At 60.6% G+C, this 20086-nt stretch carries 14 protein-coding genes and 2 rRNA genes; 5 read left to right on the top strand and 11 right to left on the bottom strand.

Annotated features, from left to right (window positions below; genetic code table 11):
* Window positions 1–3: 3 nt before the first annotated feature.
* The 8 genes from O987_RS06650 to O987_RS06615 all read right to left on the bottom strand — a co-directional run bounded on the left by O987_RS06650 (window position 4) and on the right by O987_RS06615 (window position 11136).
* Entirely contained in the window at window positions 4–1545 is a 1542-nt protein-coding gene (locus O987_RS06650) for a fibronectin type III domain-containing protein (protein ID WP_043371210.1), read from the bottom strand.
* 110 nt (window positions 1546–1655) lie between these two features.
* Entirely contained in the window at window positions 1656–2843 is a 1188-nt protein-coding gene (locus O987_RS06645; RefSeq protein WP_043371208.1) for a substrate-binding domain-containing protein, read from the bottom strand.
* A gap of 247 nt (window positions 2844–3090) precedes the next feature.
* Window positions 3091–3972, bottom strand: a complete 882-nt coding sequence (locus O987_RS06640) for a 4-hydroxyphenyl-beta-ketoacyl-CoA hydrolase (protein WP_003057560.1) — start codon at window positions 3970–3972, stop codon at window positions 3091–3093.
* Window positions 3973–4019: 47 nt separating this feature from the next.
* On the bottom strand, window positions 4020–6008 hold the full coding sequence (locus O987_RS06635; RefSeq protein WP_043371207.1) for an acetoacetate--CoA ligase: 1989 nt from the start codon (window positions 6006–6008) through the stop codon (window positions 4020–4022).
* An 85-nt stretch (window positions 6009–6093) separates the two neighbouring features.
* Window positions 6094–7617, bottom strand: coding sequence for a sigma-54 interaction domain-containing protein (locus O987_RS06630; RefSeq protein WP_051962286.1), 1524 nt, complete (start codon window positions 7615–7617; stop codon window positions 6094–6096).
* A 218-nt stretch (window positions 7618–7835) separates the two neighbouring features.
* Entirely contained in the window at window positions 7836–9353 is a 1518-nt protein-coding gene (locus O987_RS06625) for a tripartite tricarboxylate transporter permease (RefSeq protein ID WP_003057567.1), read from the bottom strand.
* A complete protein-coding gene (locus tag O987_RS06620) occupies window positions 9353–9946 on the bottom strand; it encodes a tripartite tricarboxylate transporter TctB family protein (RefSeq protein ID WP_043371206.1) in 594 nt (197 codons plus the stop codon). The genes O987_RS06625 and O987_RS06620 overlap by 1 nt, the downstream gene beginning before the upstream one ends.
* 224 nt (window positions 9947–10170) lie before the next feature.
* Window positions 10171–11136, bottom strand: coding sequence for a Bug family tripartite tricarboxylate transporter substrate binding protein (locus O987_RS06615; RefSeq protein WP_003057571.1), 966 nt, complete (start codon window positions 11134–11136; stop codon window positions 10171–10173).
* 135 nt (window positions 11137–11271) lie between these two features.
* On the opposite strand from O987_RS06615, the gene O987_RS06610 reads away from it, so the two are divergent.
* From O987_RS06610 to O987_RS06590, 5 genes are all read left to right on the top strand, one after another.
* Window positions 11272–11973 carry a response regulator gene (locus tag O987_RS06610; RefSeq protein WP_003057573.1) on the top strand — a complete coding sequence of 234 codons (702 nt, stop codon included), beginning with the start codon at window positions 11272–11274 and terminating at the stop codon, window positions 11971–11973.
* Window positions 11970–13445: a sensor histidine kinase gene (locus O987_RS06605; protein ID WP_003057576.1), complete on the top strand. Its 1476-nt coding sequence runs from the start codon at window positions 11970–11972 to the stop codon at window positions 13443–13445. Before O987_RS06610 ends, O987_RS06605 begins: the two co-directional genes overlap by 4 nt.
* A 32-nt stretch (window positions 13446–13477) precedes the next feature.
* Window positions 13478–13915: an RNA-binding S4 domain-containing protein gene (locus O987_RS06600; RefSeq protein WP_043376163.1), complete on the top strand. Its 438-nt coding sequence runs from the start codon at window positions 13478–13480 to the stop codon at window positions 13913–13915.
* Window positions 13916–13927: 12 nt separating this feature from the next.
* On the top strand, window positions 13928–14695 hold the full coding sequence (locus tag O987_RS06595) for a hypothetical protein (protein WP_043371205.1): 768 nt from the start codon (window positions 13928–13930) through the stop codon (window positions 14693–14695).
* Between the two features lie 296 nt (window positions 14696–14991).
* On the top strand, window positions 14992–15804 hold the full coding sequence (locus tag O987_RS06590) for a DNA/RNA non-specific endonuclease (protein ID WP_043371204.1): 813 nt from the start codon (window positions 14992–14994) through the stop codon (window positions 15802–15804).
* Window positions 15805–15869: 65 nt separating this feature from the next.
* On the opposite strand, the gene O987_RS06585 is transcribed toward O987_RS06590, so the two are convergent.
* From O987_RS06585 to O987_RS06575, 3 genes are all read right to left on the bottom strand, one after another.
* Complete coding sequence (locus O987_RS06585) at window positions 15870–16616, bottom strand: 16S rRNA pseudouridine(516) synthase (protein ID WP_003057583.1); 747 nt, start codon at window positions 16614–16616, stop codon at window positions 15870–15872.
* Window positions 16617–16720: 104 nt separating this feature from the next.
* Window positions 16721–16833: ribosomal RNA gene (rrf, locus tag O987_RS06580) — 5S ribosomal RNA — on the bottom strand.
* A gap of 166 nt (window positions 16834–16999) precedes the next feature.
* Window positions 17000–19877: ribosomal RNA gene (locus tag O987_RS06575) — 23S ribosomal RNA — on the bottom strand.
* Window positions 19878–20086 lie beyond the last annotated feature (209 nt).

Below are 20086 nucleotides of genomic sequence, written 5' to 3'. Positions count from 1 at the left end.
TGCTCAGGGGCAGGTACCGATCACGTAGTAGTTGCTGCCGGTCTGCTTCAGCGTGGTGGTGTAGAACACATTCCACAAGCCCATGTTCTGGCCCGAGCCGTTGGCATAGGCATAGCCGCCTTGCTGATAGGCGCGGTTGGCCTGTACATGGGCGTAATTGCTGGCCGTCGTGCAAGTGCCCGCAGGATTGCTGCCGGTCAGCGTCGAGGCGCTCACTGCGGCAGAGTCGGCACTTTCTGCGCCATTGCCGTCCACGGCCCGCACCGTCCAGCTGTAGCTGGTGGCAGGGTTCAGCGCCGCATCGACATAGCTGGTGGCATAGACCGTGAGCGCATTGGCCTTGTTGCCGTTGCGATAGACGTTATAGCCCGCAGCGCTGGTCACAGGAGCCCAGTCCAGCTGCATGCTGGTGCTGGTGGCAGCCGACGCACCCAGTCCCGTAGGAGCCGCCAGGGCTGGCTGGGTCGGGGTTCCTCCGCCGTTGCCGCCACCGGTGCCGGAGCCCGCGCCGGAGGCAATGCGATCGATCATGGCCTTGATGGCCGTCATCTGCACGCCGCTCTTTTGCGCAAAGTTATTGCCATACCAGCCTATCCAGTCCCAGCAGGCATTGGGATTGGCCAGCGAACCGCTCTTGCTCGTGCTGCGGTTGTTGTTGTCCACCTGGGTCTGCGGATACAGCACGATGATGTTGTTGGTATCCGCCCAGCGGCTGAAGCCCGTGTTCCTGACGAACTTGTCGCCAATCTTGTCCGTGCTCTGCTGGCAGCCGTGCAGCACCACATGCAGCCTGCACTGCGTGCCGCTGGCGCAGCTCTGCGGCACATAGAGCCAACCGGTGCTGGCCATGCCAGGATTGGCATTGGTATAGCTGGCCTGGTTGAACTCTATGTAGTTGCCGGTGGCCGGAGCATCGTTGCGCGGATTGAGCGCACCATAGAAATGCGTGAGTGCAGCCTTGGCGCCGTCATAGCCGCAATTGCTGATATAGGGCGAAGCGCTGCTGCTGCAGGCATTGTTGCCGCTGCTGTCGAAGTCGGTGGGCAGCACATGGGCAGCCCCCGATCGCTTGACATAGGCGATATTGCCCTGCGGCACGCCATTGTTCAGATACTGGGTCTGCAGCGCATCGGTGAGATTCGGCCCCACCGTGTAGTCGCTGGTGCCCGTGAAGATATAGATCTTCTGTGCCGCGATTCGGCTCTTGGCGTCGATGCTGGCAGCGCTGCTGTAACTGTCGATGCTGGACTGCATGGCATTGAGCTGCGCGCTGCTGATGCTGGCGTTGTACATGCAGGCCGTGTAATTGTTCAGGCCGGCGCACATATACGGGCCTGCCGCGAAGATCCCCACCCCCATGAAGCTTGCCGAATAGGCATTGCCCAGCTGATTGGCCATGAAGCCGCCCGACGACAGGCCCGAAACGCTGATCTGGTCGGTGGCAATGTTGTATTGCCCCAGCGGCACGGCCGCCCCCGCGGCCAGGTTCACGCCGCCCCATAGCGCCAGCGCGGCAACGCCGCTTCTCCAGGATTGAACTCGCATGCTTTGTCTCCGTGAATCGTTGAAATAGGAATGAGCAATGCCAGCCCTCGTGTTTCCGAGGGTTCATCAATTGAGAGGACGGGTGGGCGCGGGAAGATCTCCCTGCCGGATCAGCGCTGGTTGCGCACGGGAACGTTCATTTCCTCAGGCTTGATCTCGCGCACCAGCTCGGGAACGCCCCAGGCCATGGCCGGATCGTTCTTGATCCTGAAGTGGTACATGCTCTGCATGGCCTGGTGATCTTCCTTGCGGAAGGTCATGACGCCCTTGGGTGTATCGAAGCTCATGCCTTCCATGGCCTTGATCAAGGCGTTGGTCTTGGTGTCGCCACCGGTCTTCTTGAGTGCCGTAACGATAGCCATCGCGGCCGAGAAGCCGCCCGCCGTGAAGAAGTCCGGCGGAGCCTTGAACTGCTTGTAGCTCATGGAGACCATGGCTTCGTTCACCGGGTTCTTGGGGATGCCGAAGTAATAGTAGGTGGCGCCCTCCATGCCCGGCAGATTCTTGTAGGCAGCCATGGCCGGCAGGATGTTACCGCCCGTGGCAATCTCGATGCCGTAGCGCTTGAGGTCCATGTCGGCGATCTTGAAGGGATTGCCGGCACCGGCCCAGACAATCCAGATCACCTTCTTGCCTGGAACATCCTTGAGCCTGTCGATCAGGCGCTGGGCGCCGGCCGTGAAATCGGTGGTGGCCGCTGGCAGATACTCCTCGTGCACCAGCTTGCCCTTCTTGACCGCCTCCTTGAAGGCCTTGACGCCGTCGCGGCCGAAGGCATTGTCCTGGGCCAGTGTCGCAATCGTCACTCCGGGCTTGTCGATGGCCACGGCATTGCTGATCGCATCCTGGCTGGAGTTGCGGCCGGTGCGGAAGATGTACTTGTTCCACTTGTCGCCGGTGATGGAGTCGGCCACGGCGGGCTCGACGATCAGGATCTTCTTGTACTCCTCGGCCACGGGCAGCATGGCCAGCGCCACGCCCGACGCGCTGGGGCCGACCGCCAGATCGGCCTTGTCGTCCGAATAGGCGGCGGCCAGCAGGCTCTTGCCCAGGTCGGGCCTGCCCTGGTCATCCTTTTCGATGAGTACCAGCTTCTTGCCTGCCACCGTCATGCTGCCGCCTGTGGCGTATTCCAGTCCCATCAGCAGCCCGGCCTGCGTCTGCTTGCCGTAGGCCTCCAGCGGCCCGGTCTTGCTGTAGACATGGGCGATGCGGATTTCGGATTGAGCCAGAGCCCCCGGAACATGGGCGGCCATGGCGGCCAGGGCCGCGAACTGCAGCAGGCTGCGCTTGTGCATGGTTTGTCTCCTTGACGGTGTTTGCGGTGGTTCCGCTTGTCTTTGTATGGTGTGCAGTTAGCAGTCTTCGTGCCAGTCTGGTTTTCCTCTGAGGACTGTGATGGTCAGCGCCCCTATTGCCTGAAAATCAGACAGAAAGTGTCTTCAAAAAAGACACTGCGCGTTTTCCATACACTGCTTCAGGCTTAGCCTCGGCCAAGGTTCAAGCGCCATGAAAAAAGGATCACTGCGGTGATCCTTGTGTTCTTTACGCGGCATCGCGCTTTTTGTCGAATTCCAGCAGCCGCACGGCGTTGTCCTTGAGAATGCCCGGCATGACCTCGGGCTTGAAGCCGGCGACCTCGAAGTCCTTCATCCAGCGCTCCGGCGTGATCAACGGGAAGTCGCTGCCGAACAACACACGGTCCTTGAGCAAGGTGTTGGCGTACTGCACCAGCTGCTTGGGGAAATACTTGGGGCTCCAGCCCGAAAGATCGATCCAGACATTGGGCTTGTGCAGCGCCACCGAGATCGCCTCGTCCTGCCAGGGAAAGCTCGGGTGGGCCATGACGATCTGCATATCGCCGAAGTCCACGGCCACATCGTCCAGCAGCATGGGGTTGCTATAGGCCAGACGCAGGCCGCCGCCGCACTTCATGCCGCTGCCGATACCACTGTGGCCGGTGTGGAAGATGGCGGGCAGCTTGTAGTGGTTGATGACCTCGTAGATGGGCCAGGCCATGCGGTCGTAGGGATGAAAGCCCTGCACCGTGGGATGGAACTTGAAGCCCTTGACGCCGCATTCGGTGATCAGGCGCTCGGCCTCGCGCGCGCCCATCTTGCCCTTGTGTGGGTCGATGCTGGCGAATGCCACCATCATGTCGCTGTTCTCGCGCGCAGCATCGGCAATCTCTTCATTGGGGATGCGGCGACGACCCAGTTGCGCCTCGCTGTCCACCGTGAACATCACCAGACCGATCTTGCGCTCGCGGTAATAGGCAATGGTTTCGGCGATCGTCGGACGCAGCGAGCTGCCGAAGTATTTGTCGGCCGCGCGGTCGTACTCCTCGCCATAGCTGTCAAAGGGATTGCGGCAGCTGACTTCCGCATGGGTGTGGAAGTCGATGGCGATCAGATCTTGATGGTTCATGGGTGGGTCTGCTTTGGGTATTGAGTCAAATCAGCCTCAAGCGCTTGTCACGCCTGCGGCACCTGCTCTCGAAATTGAATGAAGAAATCAATGCTGGATGGATTGGCCATGGCATCGGGGCTGGCCACCTTGGCGGCGTCCGCGCCCAGCAGCAGCTTGCGCACAGGTACCTCCATCTTCTTGCCGGTGAGGGTGCGCGGAATCTCGGCCACCTGTACCACCACATTGGGTACATGGCGTGCCGAAGCCTTGGTCTTGATGGCGTTCTTGATCTGGGCGGTCAGCTCGCCCGTCAATGCCTGGCCTTCGGCCAGAGTCACGAACAGCGGCATGAAGGAAGGTCGGCCCAGGTATTCGAGGTCGACCACCAGGCTGTCCTTGACGGCGTCGAGCTCCTCGACGACACGGTAGATCTCCGCCGTGCCCATGCGTATGCCGAAGCGGTTGATGGTGCTGTCCGAGCGCCCGTAGATCACGGCCGTGCCGCGCTCGCTGAACTCGATCCAGTCGCCATGGCGCCAGTAGCCGGCAAACACATCGAAATAGCTGTCGTGGTAGCGCGCCCCGCTCTCGTCGCTCCAGAAGAACACGGGCATGGAGGGCATGGGCTCGGTAATCACCAGCTCGCCGACTTCGGCAACCACCTTCTGGCCCTGCTCGTTGAAGGCATGGGCGGCCACGCCCAGTTCGCGGCACTGGATCTCGCCCGCGTTGACGGGCAGTATGGGAGCGCAGGCCACAAAGCCCGAGGCGATATCCGTGCCGCCGCTGATCGAAGCCAGCCACAGATCGCCCTTGACGCTCTCATAGACCCAGGCATAGGCATCGAGAGGCAGCGGCGAGCCCGTGGAGTTGATGGCACGCAGCTTCTCGAACTGGCGCCCCTTCTTCGGCGAGACACCATCCTTCATGCTCTTGATGAGGAAGGCCGCGCCGCAACCAAAGATGCTGACCTGGTATTGGTCGATGAAGTCCCAGAGCGCATCATCATGGGGCGCCGTCGGGTTGCCGTCGGACAGGACCACGGTCGCACCGGCCAGCAGGCTGCCTATCATCAGATTCCAGACAATCCAGCCCGTGCTGCCCAGGAACATGAAGCGATCGCCGGGCAAGACATCGTGCTGCAGGCGATTGGTCTTGAGGTGGGTGAGCACGATGCCACCATGGCTGTGCACCATGGCCTTGGGCAGGCCGGTGGTTCCCGAGGAGTACACCACCCATAGCGGATGGGAGAACGGCAGGCGCTCGAACTGCAGTGGCACTGCATGGCGCGTTGCCTCGTCCCAGCTCAAGCAGTCACGCCAGGGCACGGCAGCATGCTCGGCATCGCTGCCGAACAAGGGCCCCGGCACATGAATCACCTGGGCGATATCGGGCAGACCCTGGAGCACTTCGTCCAGCACTTCACGGCGATCGAACTGCCTGCCGGCGTAGGTATAGCTGTCGGTCGCAAAAATCAGCTTGGGCGCAATCTGCTGGAAGCGGTCCAGCACCACGGAAACACCCATCTCCGGCGCGCAGCTAGACCAGATGGCGCCAATGCTGGCGCAGGCCAGAAACGCCACCACGGTCTGCGGCACATTGGGCAGATAGGCCACCACGCGATCGCCACGCCCTATGCCCAGACCGCGCAGGCTTGCCGCCAGGGCGCCCACATCGCGCTGCAACTGCTGCCAGGAGACTTCGACCGGAGTCTGGCCCTCGCAGCGCGCAATGATGGCCGGACGCTGATCGCTGGCCTGGCGGAAGATGTGCTCTGCGTAGTTCAGCCGGGTGCCGGGAAACCACTCGGCACCGGGCATCCTGCGGCTGGCCAGCACCTGCGTGGGGTCACCATCGGCCTGAACGTCGAAGTAGTCCCAGATGGAGCGCCAGAAACCTTCGATATCGGTTGCCGACCATTGCCACAGCGCCTCATAGTCGGAGAAGTCACGGCCACGGCTGTCGCGCAGCCAGTTCATGTAATGCCACAGGCCGCTTTGCTCCTGCCGTTGCTGGGTGGGCCTCCACACTTCCTGCCCTTGTACCAATGCCATGCTGTCTCCGGACTTAAATTAGATATTTTTTATAACTATAAAAACAAACCAAGTCCTACCCACCAAGGGCAATCCCTAGCATGGCTCAGAAATTCAGCCTCTCGAGCCGGTCGTACAGCTTGGCGCGCGATATGCCGAGCGTCCTTGCCACCGCCAGCTTGTTACCCCCATGGGCCTGCATCGCGGCCCGTATGGCGCGGGTTTCGAGATCGGCCATTTGCTCGGCCAGCGGCTTGAGAAGATCACCCGTTGCCGGCATTGCCGCCATGGTCTCCTGAGCTGGGGGCTGCAGATGCGGAGCCTGAGGCTCGACCCCGGACGAGCGCAGCACCTGTGCCAGCAGGCCGGCATCGATGTGCGAGTCATCGCAGCGCATGGCGGCTTGCTCCAGCACATTGCGCAGCTCGCGAATATTGCCGCGCCAAGCCTGCGCAACCAGCAGTTCCAGCGCGCCCTTGCCCAGCTCCGGCGGAACCATGTCGTTGCGCAGTGCCAGGTCCTCGCAGAGCATTTCCACCAGGGCCGGGATATCGCTGCTGCGCTCGCGCAGCGGCGGCACGCGCACGGGCAGCACATGCAGCCGGTAGAACAGGTCTTCGCGGAAGCGCCCGTCGCGTACCATCTGCAGCAGATCGCGAGAAGTCGCGGCCACCACACGCACATCGAAATGCACGATCTGATTGGAGCCCAGCGGCTCGATCTCGCCCTCCTGCAAGGCCCGCAGCAGCTTGGCCTGCAGGCTGGCGGGCATGTCGCCGATTTCATCCAGAAACAGGGTACCGCCATCGGCGAGCTTGAACTTTCCATCGCGTGTCTTGCGCTCGGCTCCGGTAAATGCGCCCGGTGCCACACCGAAGAATTCTGCCTCCAGCAGCGTCTCGGGAATGGCCGCGATATTGACGCTCACAAAAGGACCGGCAGACCGCGCCGATGCGGCATGGATGGCATGAGCCAGCACCTCCTTGCCGGTACCTGTCTCGCCCAGCAACAGCACCGGGCTCATGGACTGGGCCGCCCGCCGTGCCTGGCGCTTGACCTCGACCGCGGCCGGGCTGCTGCCCACAAAGCTGGCAAAGCTGTATTTGCTGCGGCGCGACCCCTGTACGGACGCGTGCAAGCTGCGGCTGCGCTGGGCAGCCAGCTCGCGCCTCGCCTCATCGAGATCGCGCTGCAGCATCGCGAACTTGCTGATCAGCGGCTGCAAGGTCGTTTCTGGCTGGTCGAACAGCACAATGCCGATGGCACCGATCACGCCTCCTTCATCGTCATGCAGCGGCAGGCGGCTGACGACAAAGGTTCCGGCGCTATTGGTCAGCAGATCGATCAGGACCGGCTTGCCGGTCTCCAGCACGCCCCGCATCTGGGTGTTGGGGATGACCTCCTCCACCATATGCCCGAGAAAGTCGCCCACACCGGCCACACCCAGGCGCGGCAAAAAACGCTCGTAGCCTTTGTTGACCCAGACGATGCGCCCGCTTCTGTCGACCAGAAACATGCCCTGGCTCATTGAAGAGAACAGCTGAAACATGGACCGTGCCGCCAGGGCATAGATGCCGTCGGCATCTTCGGGTAGCTCACAAGCGAAATCGTGGGGTAGCAGTTGGCTCATTTCCATCGCGTCATGGTAGGGCGACATTGAAGCCCAACCATCAGCACAGACCTGTAGCCGCGCTCCTGGCGCCCCCCATGCCTGAGCGGACAACGCATCCACGCCCATGAACTGAGCCTGCCTCCATAAAAAAATCCCCTGTCCGGCTCACCGGACAGGGGATGTGAATGCAACGGGCTCCATGCGTGAAGCACCCGCAGCAGGCTAGGAAAGCGGACTCAGGCGGTGCTTGCCTCCCGGGCATGCTTGGCCTGCGACAGGCGCTTGAGCACGCGGGGAATGATCAGCACAGCCAGCACGATGATGATCAGCGTCAGCGACATGGGGCGCTGCAGGAAGATCCACCAGCTGCCCTCGCCGATAGACACGGCGTTGCGCATCTGGGCTTCGGCCAGTGGGCCGAGGATCATGCCCACCACCACGGGAGCGGTGGGGAAGTCGAAGCGGCGCATGATCACGCCCAGCACGCCGATGCCGTAGAGCAGGAACAGATCGAATGCGCTCTGGCGCATGCCGTAGGCACCGACGGTTGCGAAGATCAGAATGCCGGCATACAGCTGGGGACGCGGAATCTTCAGCAGCTTGACCCACAGGCCCACCATGGGCAGGTTGAGCACCAGCAGCATCACGTTGCCGATGTACAGCGAGGCGATCAGCGCCCAGACCAGGGCCGCAGAGCTGGTAAACAGCTGGGGGCCGGGGTTGATGCCGTAGTTCTGGAAAGCGCCCAGCAGCACGGCCGTGGTGTTGCTGGTGGGAATGCCCAGAGTCAGCAGCGGAATCAGAGCCGCGGTCACGGTCGCATTGTTGGCGGCTTCCGGACCGGCCACGCCTTCGATGGCGCCCTTGCCGCCGAACTCGGCCTTGTCTTCGCCCTTGGCCAGCTTCTTTTCGGTCGCGTAGCTCAGAAAGGTCGGGATCTCGGTACCGCCGGCAGGAATGCAACCGAACGGTGTCCCCAGCAGCGTACCGCGCATCCAGGCGGGCCAGGAACGCTTCCAGTCGCGCTTGGTCATGTGCACACGCGTCAGCTTGTTCTGCGACTCCTCGACCTTGCCTTCATACATGGCGGCATACAGCACTTCGGCCACGGCAAACAGACCCACGGCCACCAGCACGATATCGATGCCATCCAGCAACTCCATCTTGCCGCCGGTATAGCGCGCCGCACCGGAGATCTGGTCCATGCCGATGCAACCCGCAGCCAGACCGACAAACAGCGCCGTCATGCCGCGCAGCGTGCTCTGACCCAGCACGGCACTCACGGTGGTGAAGGCCAGCACCATGAGCATGAAGTACTCGGGCGGGCCCAATTTCACGGCGAAGTCGGCCACATAGGGAGCGAACAGGGTCACCACCACGGTGGCAAAGGTACCCGCGAAAAACGAGCCGATCGCGGCAGTTGCCAGCGCCGCCCCGGCTCGGCCGCTCTTGGCCATCTTGTTGCCTTCCATGGCAGTGACCATGGATGCCGTCTCGCCAGGTGTGTTCAGCAGAATCGAGGTGGTCGAACCGCCATACATGGCACCGTAGTAGATGCCGGCGAAAAAGATCATGGATGCCGTCACATCCACCTTGGCGGTGATGGGCAGCAGCATGGCCACGGCCACGGCCGGGCCGATACCGGGCAGCACGCCCACGGCCGTACCCAGGGCACAGCCCACCAGAGCCCACAGCAGATTGGCGGGCGTGATGGCCGTGGCAAAGCCAGCCATCAAAGCATTGAAAATATCCATTACAGCCACCCCGTTTCAGTCAGACCAGGCAGATTGATGGCCAGGAACTTGGTAAACATCCAGAACACCGGTGCCGCAATCAGCAGCCCCGTGATCACATCCTTGACCCAGGTGCCCGGTGCGGACGCCTGCGACTGATGCGCGGCTCGGCGCAGGCCCTGCACGGCCAGCACATAGCAGATGGTGCAGCTGAAAATAAAGCCCAGGGTACCGATCAAGGCCGCATTCACCAGCAGACCGGCCGAGACCCAGGCAAAGGGCAGGATGTCGACCTTGGGCTGGCCGCCCGGGTCGGCCGCATGGCGAAAACCACCGCTGCGTGCTTCCCAGATCAGCAGGGCACCGCAGATACCCAGCACCACTGCGCAGACCCAGGGCAGGAAATTGGGGCCGACGCCGCCGTAGCCGGAGTCCGAAGGAATTTGCAGTGAGCCAAGGGCCAGTCCCGCAGCGACCAGCAGCACGCCCGCACCGACAATGGTTTGCGCTCTCTTGGACGGCACGTTGGGGCTCTGCGGCTCGTCGGGGTCTGCATAGGCCGAAACCTGTGCGGCCTCCGCTGCCCGGGCCAGATCTTGGAAGGAATCAGACATGATGAATGTGTGTGATTTCAATGGTTTTCGGAACCCGCCAGAGTCGCCTTGCGGCAGCTCCCACGGCATCATGGGGTTGCACAAACCCTGGCTTGCGCCGTCAGGGGCAGGCCATCAATCAGTGCGGGGGAAAACAGCAGGACACAACGCGATCAGGGCTGAAGTCGCCAGCCCTGTGCCATGCCCTGAAAAGGCCGCTGCAGAACGCAGCGGCCTGGTGATCGTCAGATCATGCCGGACTTGGCCATGGTGGCGCGCAGGCTGGCGAACTCATCGTCCACGAACTTGCCAAAGGCATCGCCGCCCAGCCAGGCAGGTGTCCAGTCGTTCTTCTGCAGCGCTTCGGCCCAGGCCTTGCTCTTGGTGGCCTTTTCGATCTGGGCGACCAGCTCGTCGCGCTGGGCCTTGGAGATGCCGGGAGCGCCATACACACCGCGCCAGTTGCCGATTTCCACGTTGATGCCCTGCTCCTTGAGCGTGGGAACGCTGGACGCTGCACCCTTGAGGCGCTGGGCCGAGGTCACGCCGATGGGCTTCATCTTGCCGGTCGCGATGTATTCGGCGAACTCGCTGAAGCCGCTGCCGCCCACGGTGACGTTGCCGCCCAGGATGGCGGAGATGGCCTCGCCGCCCCCACGGAAAGCCACGTAGTTGATCTTGGCGGGGTCCACGCCCACTTCACGGGCGATCATGGCCGCGGCAATGTGCTCGGTGGAGCCGCGCGAGCCACCGCCCCACTTGACGGAGCCGGGATCCTTCTTGAGCTGGGCCACCACTTCCGCCATGTTCTTGAACGGCGAGTTGGCGGGCAGCACAAACACGTTGTACTCGCTGGTCAGGCGCGCCAGAGGCGTGGCCTGGCTCAGATTGACGGGAGGCTTGCCGGTAATGATGCCGCCCAGCATCACGGCGCCCATGACCATCATGGCATTGGGATCACCCTTGCTGCCGTTGACGAACTGGGCCAGGCCGATGGCACCGGCAGCACCGCCCTTGTTGTCATAAGTGACGGAAGAAGCCACACCTGCGTCCTGCAAGGCCTTGCCCAGGGCACGGCCTGTCGTGTCCCAGCCGCCACCCGGGTTGGCGGGCAGCATCATCTTGATGGCTGCCGCGGCCTGGGCCGACAGGGGCAAAGCACCGGCTGCCGCCAGGGCTGCCAGAGACTTCAGAAACGTATCACGACGCATGATGTACTCCTTATGTAGTTAGTGGATGCAATCATGGACAGCCTGCCTGTCAAACAGCTGTCCAATCACCTAGGGCTATCCCTTAAGCAGCCCCGGTAGTTTCACGACTTGTCTGCGCATTCGCAGCGCAGTGCTATGTTCGGCAACATGCAACTACTGCTTGTTGAAGATGACTCCGCCATGCGCACCACGCTGCAGCGCACACTGATGCGTCGCGGCCTGAATGTGGATGTGGCGGCCGACGGCCCCAGTGCCCTGGCCCATTGGCAAACCCGCGAACCCGATGCCGTGGTGCTGGACCTGAGTCTGCCCGGTCTCGACGGCCTGCAGGTGCTGGAGCGCGCCCGCGCCCTGGGCCTGCGCACGCCGGTGCTGATCCTGACCGCGCGCGGCACCGTGGGCGACCGCGTCATGGGCCTGAATGCCGGCGCCGACGACTATCTGGCCAAACCCTTTGACCTCGACGAGCTGGAAGCGCGCCTGCGCGCCCTGCTGCGCCGCAGTCAGGATAGCTTCACACCCCGGTCAGGTTCCGAGGCAATCGCCCTGGGCGCATTGCGCTATGAGAAGGAAAGCGGCGCGATCTATCTCGACGACAAGGTCCTGGAGCTGACCCCGCGCGAGCTGTCCATGATGCATGCGCTGCTGGCGCGCCCCGGCCATGCGGTCACCAAGGAGAGGCTGTTCAGCCTGGTCTTCCCCGGCGAGGTCGATGTGCAATACGAGGCCGTGGAAGTCGTGGCCTACCGTCTGCGCAAAAAGCTGGGCGGCACCGGCGTGCAGCTGGTCACCCTGCGCGGTCTGGGCTATCTGGTCAAAGCCGAGGCGGCAGCATGACAGCCAATCCGGCAAGGACGCGGCCGAAGACAGCCTGGTCGCTGAGGCGCCTGCTGCTCACCGGCATCCTGCTGCCCGTGCTGGCGCTGATTGCCCTCAATGCCTGGAGCCTCTATCAGCAGACGCTGGCATCGCTGCACACGGCTTACGACAGAACCCTGCTGGCCTCGGCCAAGAGCATCAGCGAACAGATCGGCGTTACCGGATACGACGAGCACGCACAGCTGCGCGCCATCGTCCCCTATTCGGCGCTGGAAATCTTCGAGGCCGACAACCAGAGCCGCATGTTCTACCGCGTCTCCACGCTGGATGGACAACTGATTTCGGGCTTTGCGGAGCTGCCTGTCTGGAACGGCAGGATTCCGCAGCGCCCGCCCTATGCGGCGCTGGTGGACTTCTATGACGACGAGTTTCGCGGCCACCCCGTGCGCGTCGCCGTGCTGCTGCAGCCGGTTGCCAGTGCCGACGGGCGCGGCATGGCCGTGATCCAGGTCGCCGAAACCCTGGAGCTGCGCGAATCCCTGGCCTTGCAGATTCTGCGCGACACCCTGATTCGACAGGCCCTGCTGGTGCTGGTCGTCGCGCTGATCGTCATCATCGTCGTGCAGCGCGCCACCCAGCCCATACGCCAGCTCAGCCAGGACCTGCAAGGCCGGGCCCAGGGGGATCTGAGCCCGCTGGCGGCCCCCGAGGCCCCGCGCGAAATCCAGCCCCTGCTGGAGGCCACCAACCAGACCATGCAGCGCCTGCAAGGTCTGCTGAGCAACCAGAAGCGCTTTGTGCGCGACGCCTCGCACCAGTTGCGCACGCCGCTGGCGGTGCTCAAGGTCCAGGTGCAGTCGGCCAAGCGCGGCGATATTCCACCGGCCCAGGCCTTTGCCGAGATCGACGACACGGTGGACCGCGCCACCCGCGTCGCCAACCAGATGCTGGCCCTGGCCAAGGTCGAGCAGCTGCGCCAGGAAGACAGCAGCCAGAGCAGCGCCATGCTCGCCCAGCTCGACGATATCGTACGCGACGTGGCGCTGGAGCTATCGCCGCTGATTGCCGATCACGACATGGACTTCGGCATCGAAACCCAGGCCTGCTGCGTGGCCGCCCATGAATGGATGCTGCGCGAGCTGACCCGCAACCTGCTGCACAACGCCATACGCCACACACCCAGGCACGGGAGTCTGCAAGTCGATGTGCGCGCGCACAACGGCATGGCGCAGCTGAGTATCGAAGACAGCGGCAGCGGCATCGACGATGAACTGGCCCAGCGGCTGTTTCAGCCTTTTTCGGCGGGCAACGCGCGCAGCGGCTCGGGCCTGGGCCTGGCCATCTGCCAGGAGATCGTCCAAACCCTGGGCGGCCAGATCGAGCTGCGCAATCTGCATGACGGACTCGGCCGCGTGCGTGGCCTGCAGGCGCTGATTCAGCTGCCCCTGCACAATGGCGATGCCCAGGACATGGATACTGCTCTGACTTGAATCGCCATCCCTTCACGCCGCAAAATACCGACATGAGTGAAACTGAATCCATGCGTCTGGACAAATGGCTGTGGTGCGCGCGGTTCTACAAGACCCGCAGCCTGGCTGTGGAGGAAATTGGCAAAGGCCGGGTCACGGTCAACAACGCCAATGCCAAGGCCTCGCGTGAAATCCGTCCGGGCGACCATATCCACCTGCGCCAGGGTAATATTCCCAGGGAAGTCATAGTGCGTGGGCTGAGCGGCATGCGCGGCCCGGCCCCCGTGGCCCAGCAGCTATACGAGGAAACAGCGCAAAGCATTGCCCAGCGAGAACAGCTGGCCGAGCAGCGCCGTCTGGCTCCCGAACCTGCAGCGACACTGGCGGCGCAGCACACCGGCCGCCCCACCAAGCGTGACCGCCGGGATATCGACCGCGTGCAACGCAGCAGCGGCTGGGGCGACCGCTGGAGCGCTTCCATCGATGACTGAAAGCCTCCGCCCATGAAGCGCAGGCTGCTGATCTCCACACTCTCCACCCTGGCAGTTGCGGCAACCGGCTCTTTGAGCTGGTCGTGGCTGCGCAAGCGTCCGGGCAGTACCGAACGTCGATCCGTGATCCAGACCGTCTTCAGCCAGGCGCTGCCGCCACTGAGCGCCCAGCATCTGCAGCTGATACGCCTGCTGCGGGTGCAGTGGATGCCCATAGAGTCGGGAGCACCCGGCTTCGATCCCGTGCAGCCCTTTGGCGGCGATCTGTCCACCCTCGACACTGCCCAGCAGGTGCTGCGCAGTCACGATCCTGCTCTGTCCACCAGGCTCCTGGCCGAGGTCTGCCTTTGGCTGCCGGAGTTTGTGGCAAACGCCACCTTGGCGCCCGGTCGCTATGCCTTGCCGCCCGACTTCTCAGATCAGGCGCCAGACAGCAGCTTCGACTTTCGTCCCGAACACCTGACGCTGCTGCATGCCGCCCTGTGGCGAGAAGTCGGTACCGATGACCTGCCTTATGTTTTGGCCGAGGAGGAAGACGGCCAGGCGATCTGGCCCTTGCCCTATATCGACGGCAAGCGGCCATACGGCGACCGCAGCTACTACCAGATCGATATGGCCGACATTCTGGGCAAGCCCTATGCGAGGAACGCACAGGGCCAGTACATTTTGCCGCCCCAGAAAGATGAGGCGCTCAAGCAGCTGCATCTGCAAACCCAAGCCGCGCTGCAGATCCTGCTCATGCATGGAACGCCATCGGGGATCCGAAGCTTGGCGACGTAAGCAGGGTCAGGACTGTTGCAAAGTCTAGCCCTTATAAAATATGAGCACTTAGCGCTTTATTACAAAGCTTTTCAGGAAACTTTTACCTTGAAAAGCTTTCAAAGCTTGCTTAAGCAGCTCTTATTCAAGTAGCAATCAATCCTCTTCGATGACGGCCAGACTCGCTCTTGCGCCTGGGCTGCTGGCACTCTTTTCATCTCCCTCGGCCTTCCTCGCGCATGTCTTCCGCTTTTTCAGCACCGCTTTCCTCTTTCTCCTCACGCTCCCCCCGATGGCTGCGCCATGCCGGCATCACAATGCTGGCCATCAGCAGCGTGGCCTGCTCCGCCCGGATGCCTGCACCCTCGGCAGCGGTCAGCCCCACATCGCTCGTCCAGGTCAAGAATCCCACGCGCAGCACCCAGGGCTTTGAGCAATGCCCGCAGTTCTTTGCCAATGGCAAAGCTCCCGTGCTCAGCGATCAGCCCAAGCTGCGTGCGCTGTGCTATGACGCGTTTGCCGTGCTGCACAGCGGCCAGAGCAAGACTCCCGTCTTCGTTGCTCAACGTCTGAACAAGGCCCTGGTCGCCGATGCCGACGAAAAGCGCACCAACAAGTTCTACAGCGACGCCCGCCTGCCCCGCGATGAACGCGCCGAGCTGGACGACTACAAGCGCTCCGGCTACTCACGCGGCCACATGGCTCCCGCTGGCGACATGCCGACCGCACAGGCCATGGCCCAGAGCTTCTCGCTGGCCAATATGGTGCCCCAGTCCATCAAGCAGAACGGCGGCCCCTGGGCCCGCATCGAAAAAGACACGCGCAGCTACGCACAACGAGCTCAGGGCGATGTCTACATCATCACCGGCCCGGTCTTTGATGCTGGCGCCGCCTCCGTCGGCCACAACCAGGTGCGTGTGCCCAGCTTTCTCTACAAGCTGGTTTACGACGCTCAGAGCCAGCGTGCCTGGGCGCACTGGCAGGCCAATGATGATGCGGCCCGTGTCACCGAACCCATCAGCTACGCAGAGCTGGTGCGCCGCACCGGCATCGAATTCCTGCCTGGCGCTGCGCTGCAAGCCTCGGGCAAGCTCCAGCAGACGTCCATGCTCCCTGCGCAGCGACACTGATTGCCCGTGTCCCCAATCAAAAAGCCTGCTGGCGCAAGCCAGCAGGCTTTTTATCTTGCTCGGTTTTACTTGCCCGGCTTGAACAATTCCAGCTCATGTGCCGTCAGCCAGCGCCATTGGCCAGGCTCCAGATCGGCAGGCAACTCCATGCCGCCGATTCTTCTGCGATGCAGACCTTCGACCCGGTTGCTCACGGCCGCAATCATGCGCTTGACCTGGTGATACTTGCCCTCGGTCAGCGTCAGATCCAGCACATGGCTGTCCACCTGCTCGCAGGCCGCTGCCTTGACGGGCTTGGGATCATCGTCGAGAACGACGCCATCCAGCAGCCGCTGTATCTGCTTGGCATCCACCGGATGCTTGCAGGTCACCCGGTAAACCTTGGAGACATGCTTTTTGGGCGACGACATGCGGTGGATGAACTGGCCATCGTCGCTGAGCAGCAGCATACCGGTCGTATCCTGATCCAGGCGCCCCACCGCCTGAACACCTTGTACCGCCCCTTTGTTGGGTCGTTGACGCAGCGGAGCCGGCAGCAAGGTATAGATGCTGGGATAGGCCGATGGCTTTTGCGAGCACTCGGTGCCGGCGGGCTTGTTCAGCAGCACATAACCCAGCTCGTGATACTCCCACTCCACGCCTTGCACCCTGAAGCGCAGACCTTCAGGATCCACCTGCTGGGTGGAATCCAGGACCTTCTCCCAGTCAGAGGTCTGCGGGTTCCATAGCTCCACCCAGCCTTGCTGCACCAAGCCTGAGCACACGCGGCGAATGCCAAAGCCCTGTGAATACAACATGTCCTGCAGCTGCATGCTCATCCTTTCCTTGTCCGCTACTGCGCAAGCAATATCAAGAATACCGATTGATCAAATAAAAAACCCCGTAATCTTGCGACTACGGGGTTTTCACTGTAAGAGCCTGACGATGACCTACTTTCACACGGGAACCCGCACTATCATCGGCGCAAAGTCGTTTCACTGTCCTGTTCGGGATGGGAAGGAGTGGTACCAACTTGCTATGGTCATCAGGCATAAACTTTTTGTCAGATTGATGGCGCCTCGATTAACTTCTTAATCTCGCTCACCTTCAGTCCAACGAATTCATAGAGTCTTCAATCAGCTTTTCGATTGCGCCTTTTCGGCATAACTAGAACTTGCGTTCTGTCTTTTATTTTTCCAGGCTTGCCCAAAGTTATAGGGTCAAGCCGCACGGGCAATTAGTACTGGTTAGCTTAACGCATTACTGCGCTTCCACACCCAGCCTATCAACGTCGTGGTCTACAACGACCCTTCAGGGGGCTCAAGGCCCCGGCAGATCTCATCTTGAAACGAGTTTCCCGCTTAGATGCTTTCAGCGGTTATCTCTTCCACACTTAGCTACCCTGCGATGCCACTGGCGTGACAACAGGTACACCAGAGGTGTGTCCACTCCGGTCCTCTCGTACTAGGAGCAGGCTTCCTCAAATCTGCAGCGCCCACGGAAGATAGGGACCAAACTGTCTCACGACGTTTTAAACCCAGCTCACGTACCTCTTTAAATGGCGAACAGCCATACCCTTGGGACCGACTACAGCCCCAGGATGAGATGAGCCGACATCGAGGTGCCAAACACCGCCGTCGATATGAACTCTTGGGCGGTATCAGCCTGTTATCCCCAGAGTACCTTTTATCCGTTGAGCGATGGCCCTTCCATACAGAACCACCGGATCACTATGTCCTGCTTTCGCATCTGCTCGACTTGTCAGTCTCGCAGTTAAGCACGCTTATGCCATTGCACTATCGTCACGATGTCCGACCGTAACTAGCGTACCTTCGAACTCCTCCGTTACGCTTTGGGAGGAGACCGCCCCAGTCAAACTGCCTACCATGCACTGTCCCCGATCCAGATAATGGATCCAGGTTAGAACCTCAAACGCACCAGGGTGGTATTTCAACGTCGGCTCCATGAGATCTAGCGACCTCACTTCAAAGCCTCCCACCTATCCTACACAGATCCGTTCAAAGTCCAATACAAAGCTACAGTAAAGGTTCATGGGGTCTTTCCGTCTTTCCGCGGGGAGATTGCATCATCACAAACATTTCAACTTCGCTGAGTCTCAGGAGGAGACAGTGTGGCCATCGTTACGCCATTCGTGCAGGTCGGAACTTACCCGACAAGGAATTTCGCTACCTTAGGACCGTTATAGTTACGGCCGCCGTTTACTGGGACTTCAATCAAGAGCTTGCACCCCATCATTTAATCTTCCAGCACCGGGCAGGCGTCACACCCTATACGTCCACTTTCGTGTTTGCAGAGTGCTGTGTTTTTATTAAACAGTCGCAGCCACCAATTTTTTGCAACCCCTTTGAGCTCCGTTTGTACAACTTCACTTACTTGGGGTACACCTTCTCCCGAAGTTACGGTGTCAATTTGCCGAGTTCCTTCTCCTGAGTTCTCTCAAGCGCCTTAGAATACTCATCTCGCGCACCAGTGTCGGTTTGCGGTACGGTCGTCAATAGCTGAAGCTTAGTGGCTTTTCCTGGAAGCAGGGTATCACTCACTTCGTGTGCAAGCACACTCGTTATCACGCCTCATCTCAGCTCTCCGGATTTGCCTAAAGAGCACGACTACACGCTTGAACCAACTATTCCAACAGTTGGCTGAGCTAACCTTCTCCGTCCCCACATCGCACTATTGATCGGTACAGGAATATTGACCTGTTTCCCATCAGCTACGCATCTCTGCCTCGCCTTAGGGGCCGACTCACCCTACGCCGATGAACGTTGCGTAGGAAACCTTGCGCTTACGGCGAGGGGGCTTTTCACCCCCTTTAACGCTACTCATGTCAGCATTCGCACTTCTGATACCTCCAGCATCCGTTACCAGACACCTTCACAGGCTTACAGAACGCTCTCCTACCACGTGCCATAAATGGCACATCCGCAGCTTCGGTAACTGGCTTAGCCCCGTTACATCTTCCGCGCAGGACGACTCGATCAGTGAGCTATTACGCTTTCTTTAAATGATGGCTGCTTCTAAGCCAACATCCTGACTGTTTTAGCCTTCCCACTTCGTTTCCCACTTAGCCCGTTTTAGGGACCTTAGCTGGCGGTCTGGGTTGTTTCCCTCTTGAGTCCGGACGTTAGCACCCGGTGCTCTGTCTCCCAAGCTGTACTCGTCGGTATTCGGAGTTTGCATAGGTTTGGTAAGTCGCCATGACCCCCTAGCCTAAACAGTGCTCTACCCCCGACGGTAATACTTGAGGCACTACCTAAATAGTTTTCGGAGAGAACCAGCTATTTCCAAGTTTGTTTAGCCTTTCACCCCTATCCACAGCTCATCCCCTAATTTTGCAACATTAGTGGGTTCGGACCTCCAGTACCTGTTACGGCACCTTCATCCTGGCCATGGATAGATCACTTGGTTTCGGGTCTACACCCAGCGACTAATCGCCCTATTCGGACTCGATTTCTCTTCGCCTCCCCTATTCGGTTAAGCTTGCCACTGAATGTAAGTCGCTGACCCATTATACAAAAGGTACGCCGTCACCCCGAAGGGCTCCGACTTTTTGTAAGCATACGGTTTCAGGATCTATTTCACTCCCCTCCCGGGGTTCTTTTCGCCTTTCCCTCACGGTACTGGTTCACTATCGGTCGATGATGAGTATTTAGCCTTGGAGGATGGTCCCCCCATATTCAGACAGGGTTTCTCGTGCCCCGCCCTACTTGTCTGCAGCCTAGTACCACCGATCGGTTTTCACATACGGGACTATCACCCACTATGGTCGGCCTTTCCATGCCGTTTTGTTAACTGATCGACTATCACTGCAAGGCTCTTCCGAATTCGCTCGCCACTACTATCGGAATCTCGGTTGATGTCTTTTCCTCTGGGTACTTAGATGTTTCAGTTCTCCAGGTTCGCTTCGAGCACCTATGTATTCAGTGCACGATACCTCTTGCGAGGTGGGTTCCCCCATTCAGAAATCTCCGGATCAAAGCTTATTTGCCAGCTCCCCGAAGCTTATCGCAGGCTATCACGTCTTTCGTCGCCTATCATCGCCAAGGCATCCACCATATGCTCTTAGTCACTTGACCCTATAACTTTGGATTCTCTTAGCGAGAATCAAAGCCTGGTATTCAAAGACTGGTGAGGTCTTGCACCTCACGCGTTATGCCGTAATGTGAATATCTTTGGCTGCATCTTTCGATACAGCTTAGAGAATATTCGTCATTACTAGATAAATTTGCATTCGCAAAATATCTGTTTTGACGCAATCAAAATGTTGCTGGCGGCACGGTGCACA

The sequence above is a fragment of the Comamonas testosteroni TK102 genome (assembly GCF_000739375.1).
In the GTDB taxonomy this organism is placed as follows: Bacteria; Pseudomonadota; Gammaproteobacteria; order Burkholderiales; family Burkholderiaceae_C; genus Comamonas; species Comamonas brasiliensis.
The sequence above is the reverse complement of the archived record's forward strand: the minus strand, read 5'-3'. Positions and strand labels throughout refer to the sequence as shown.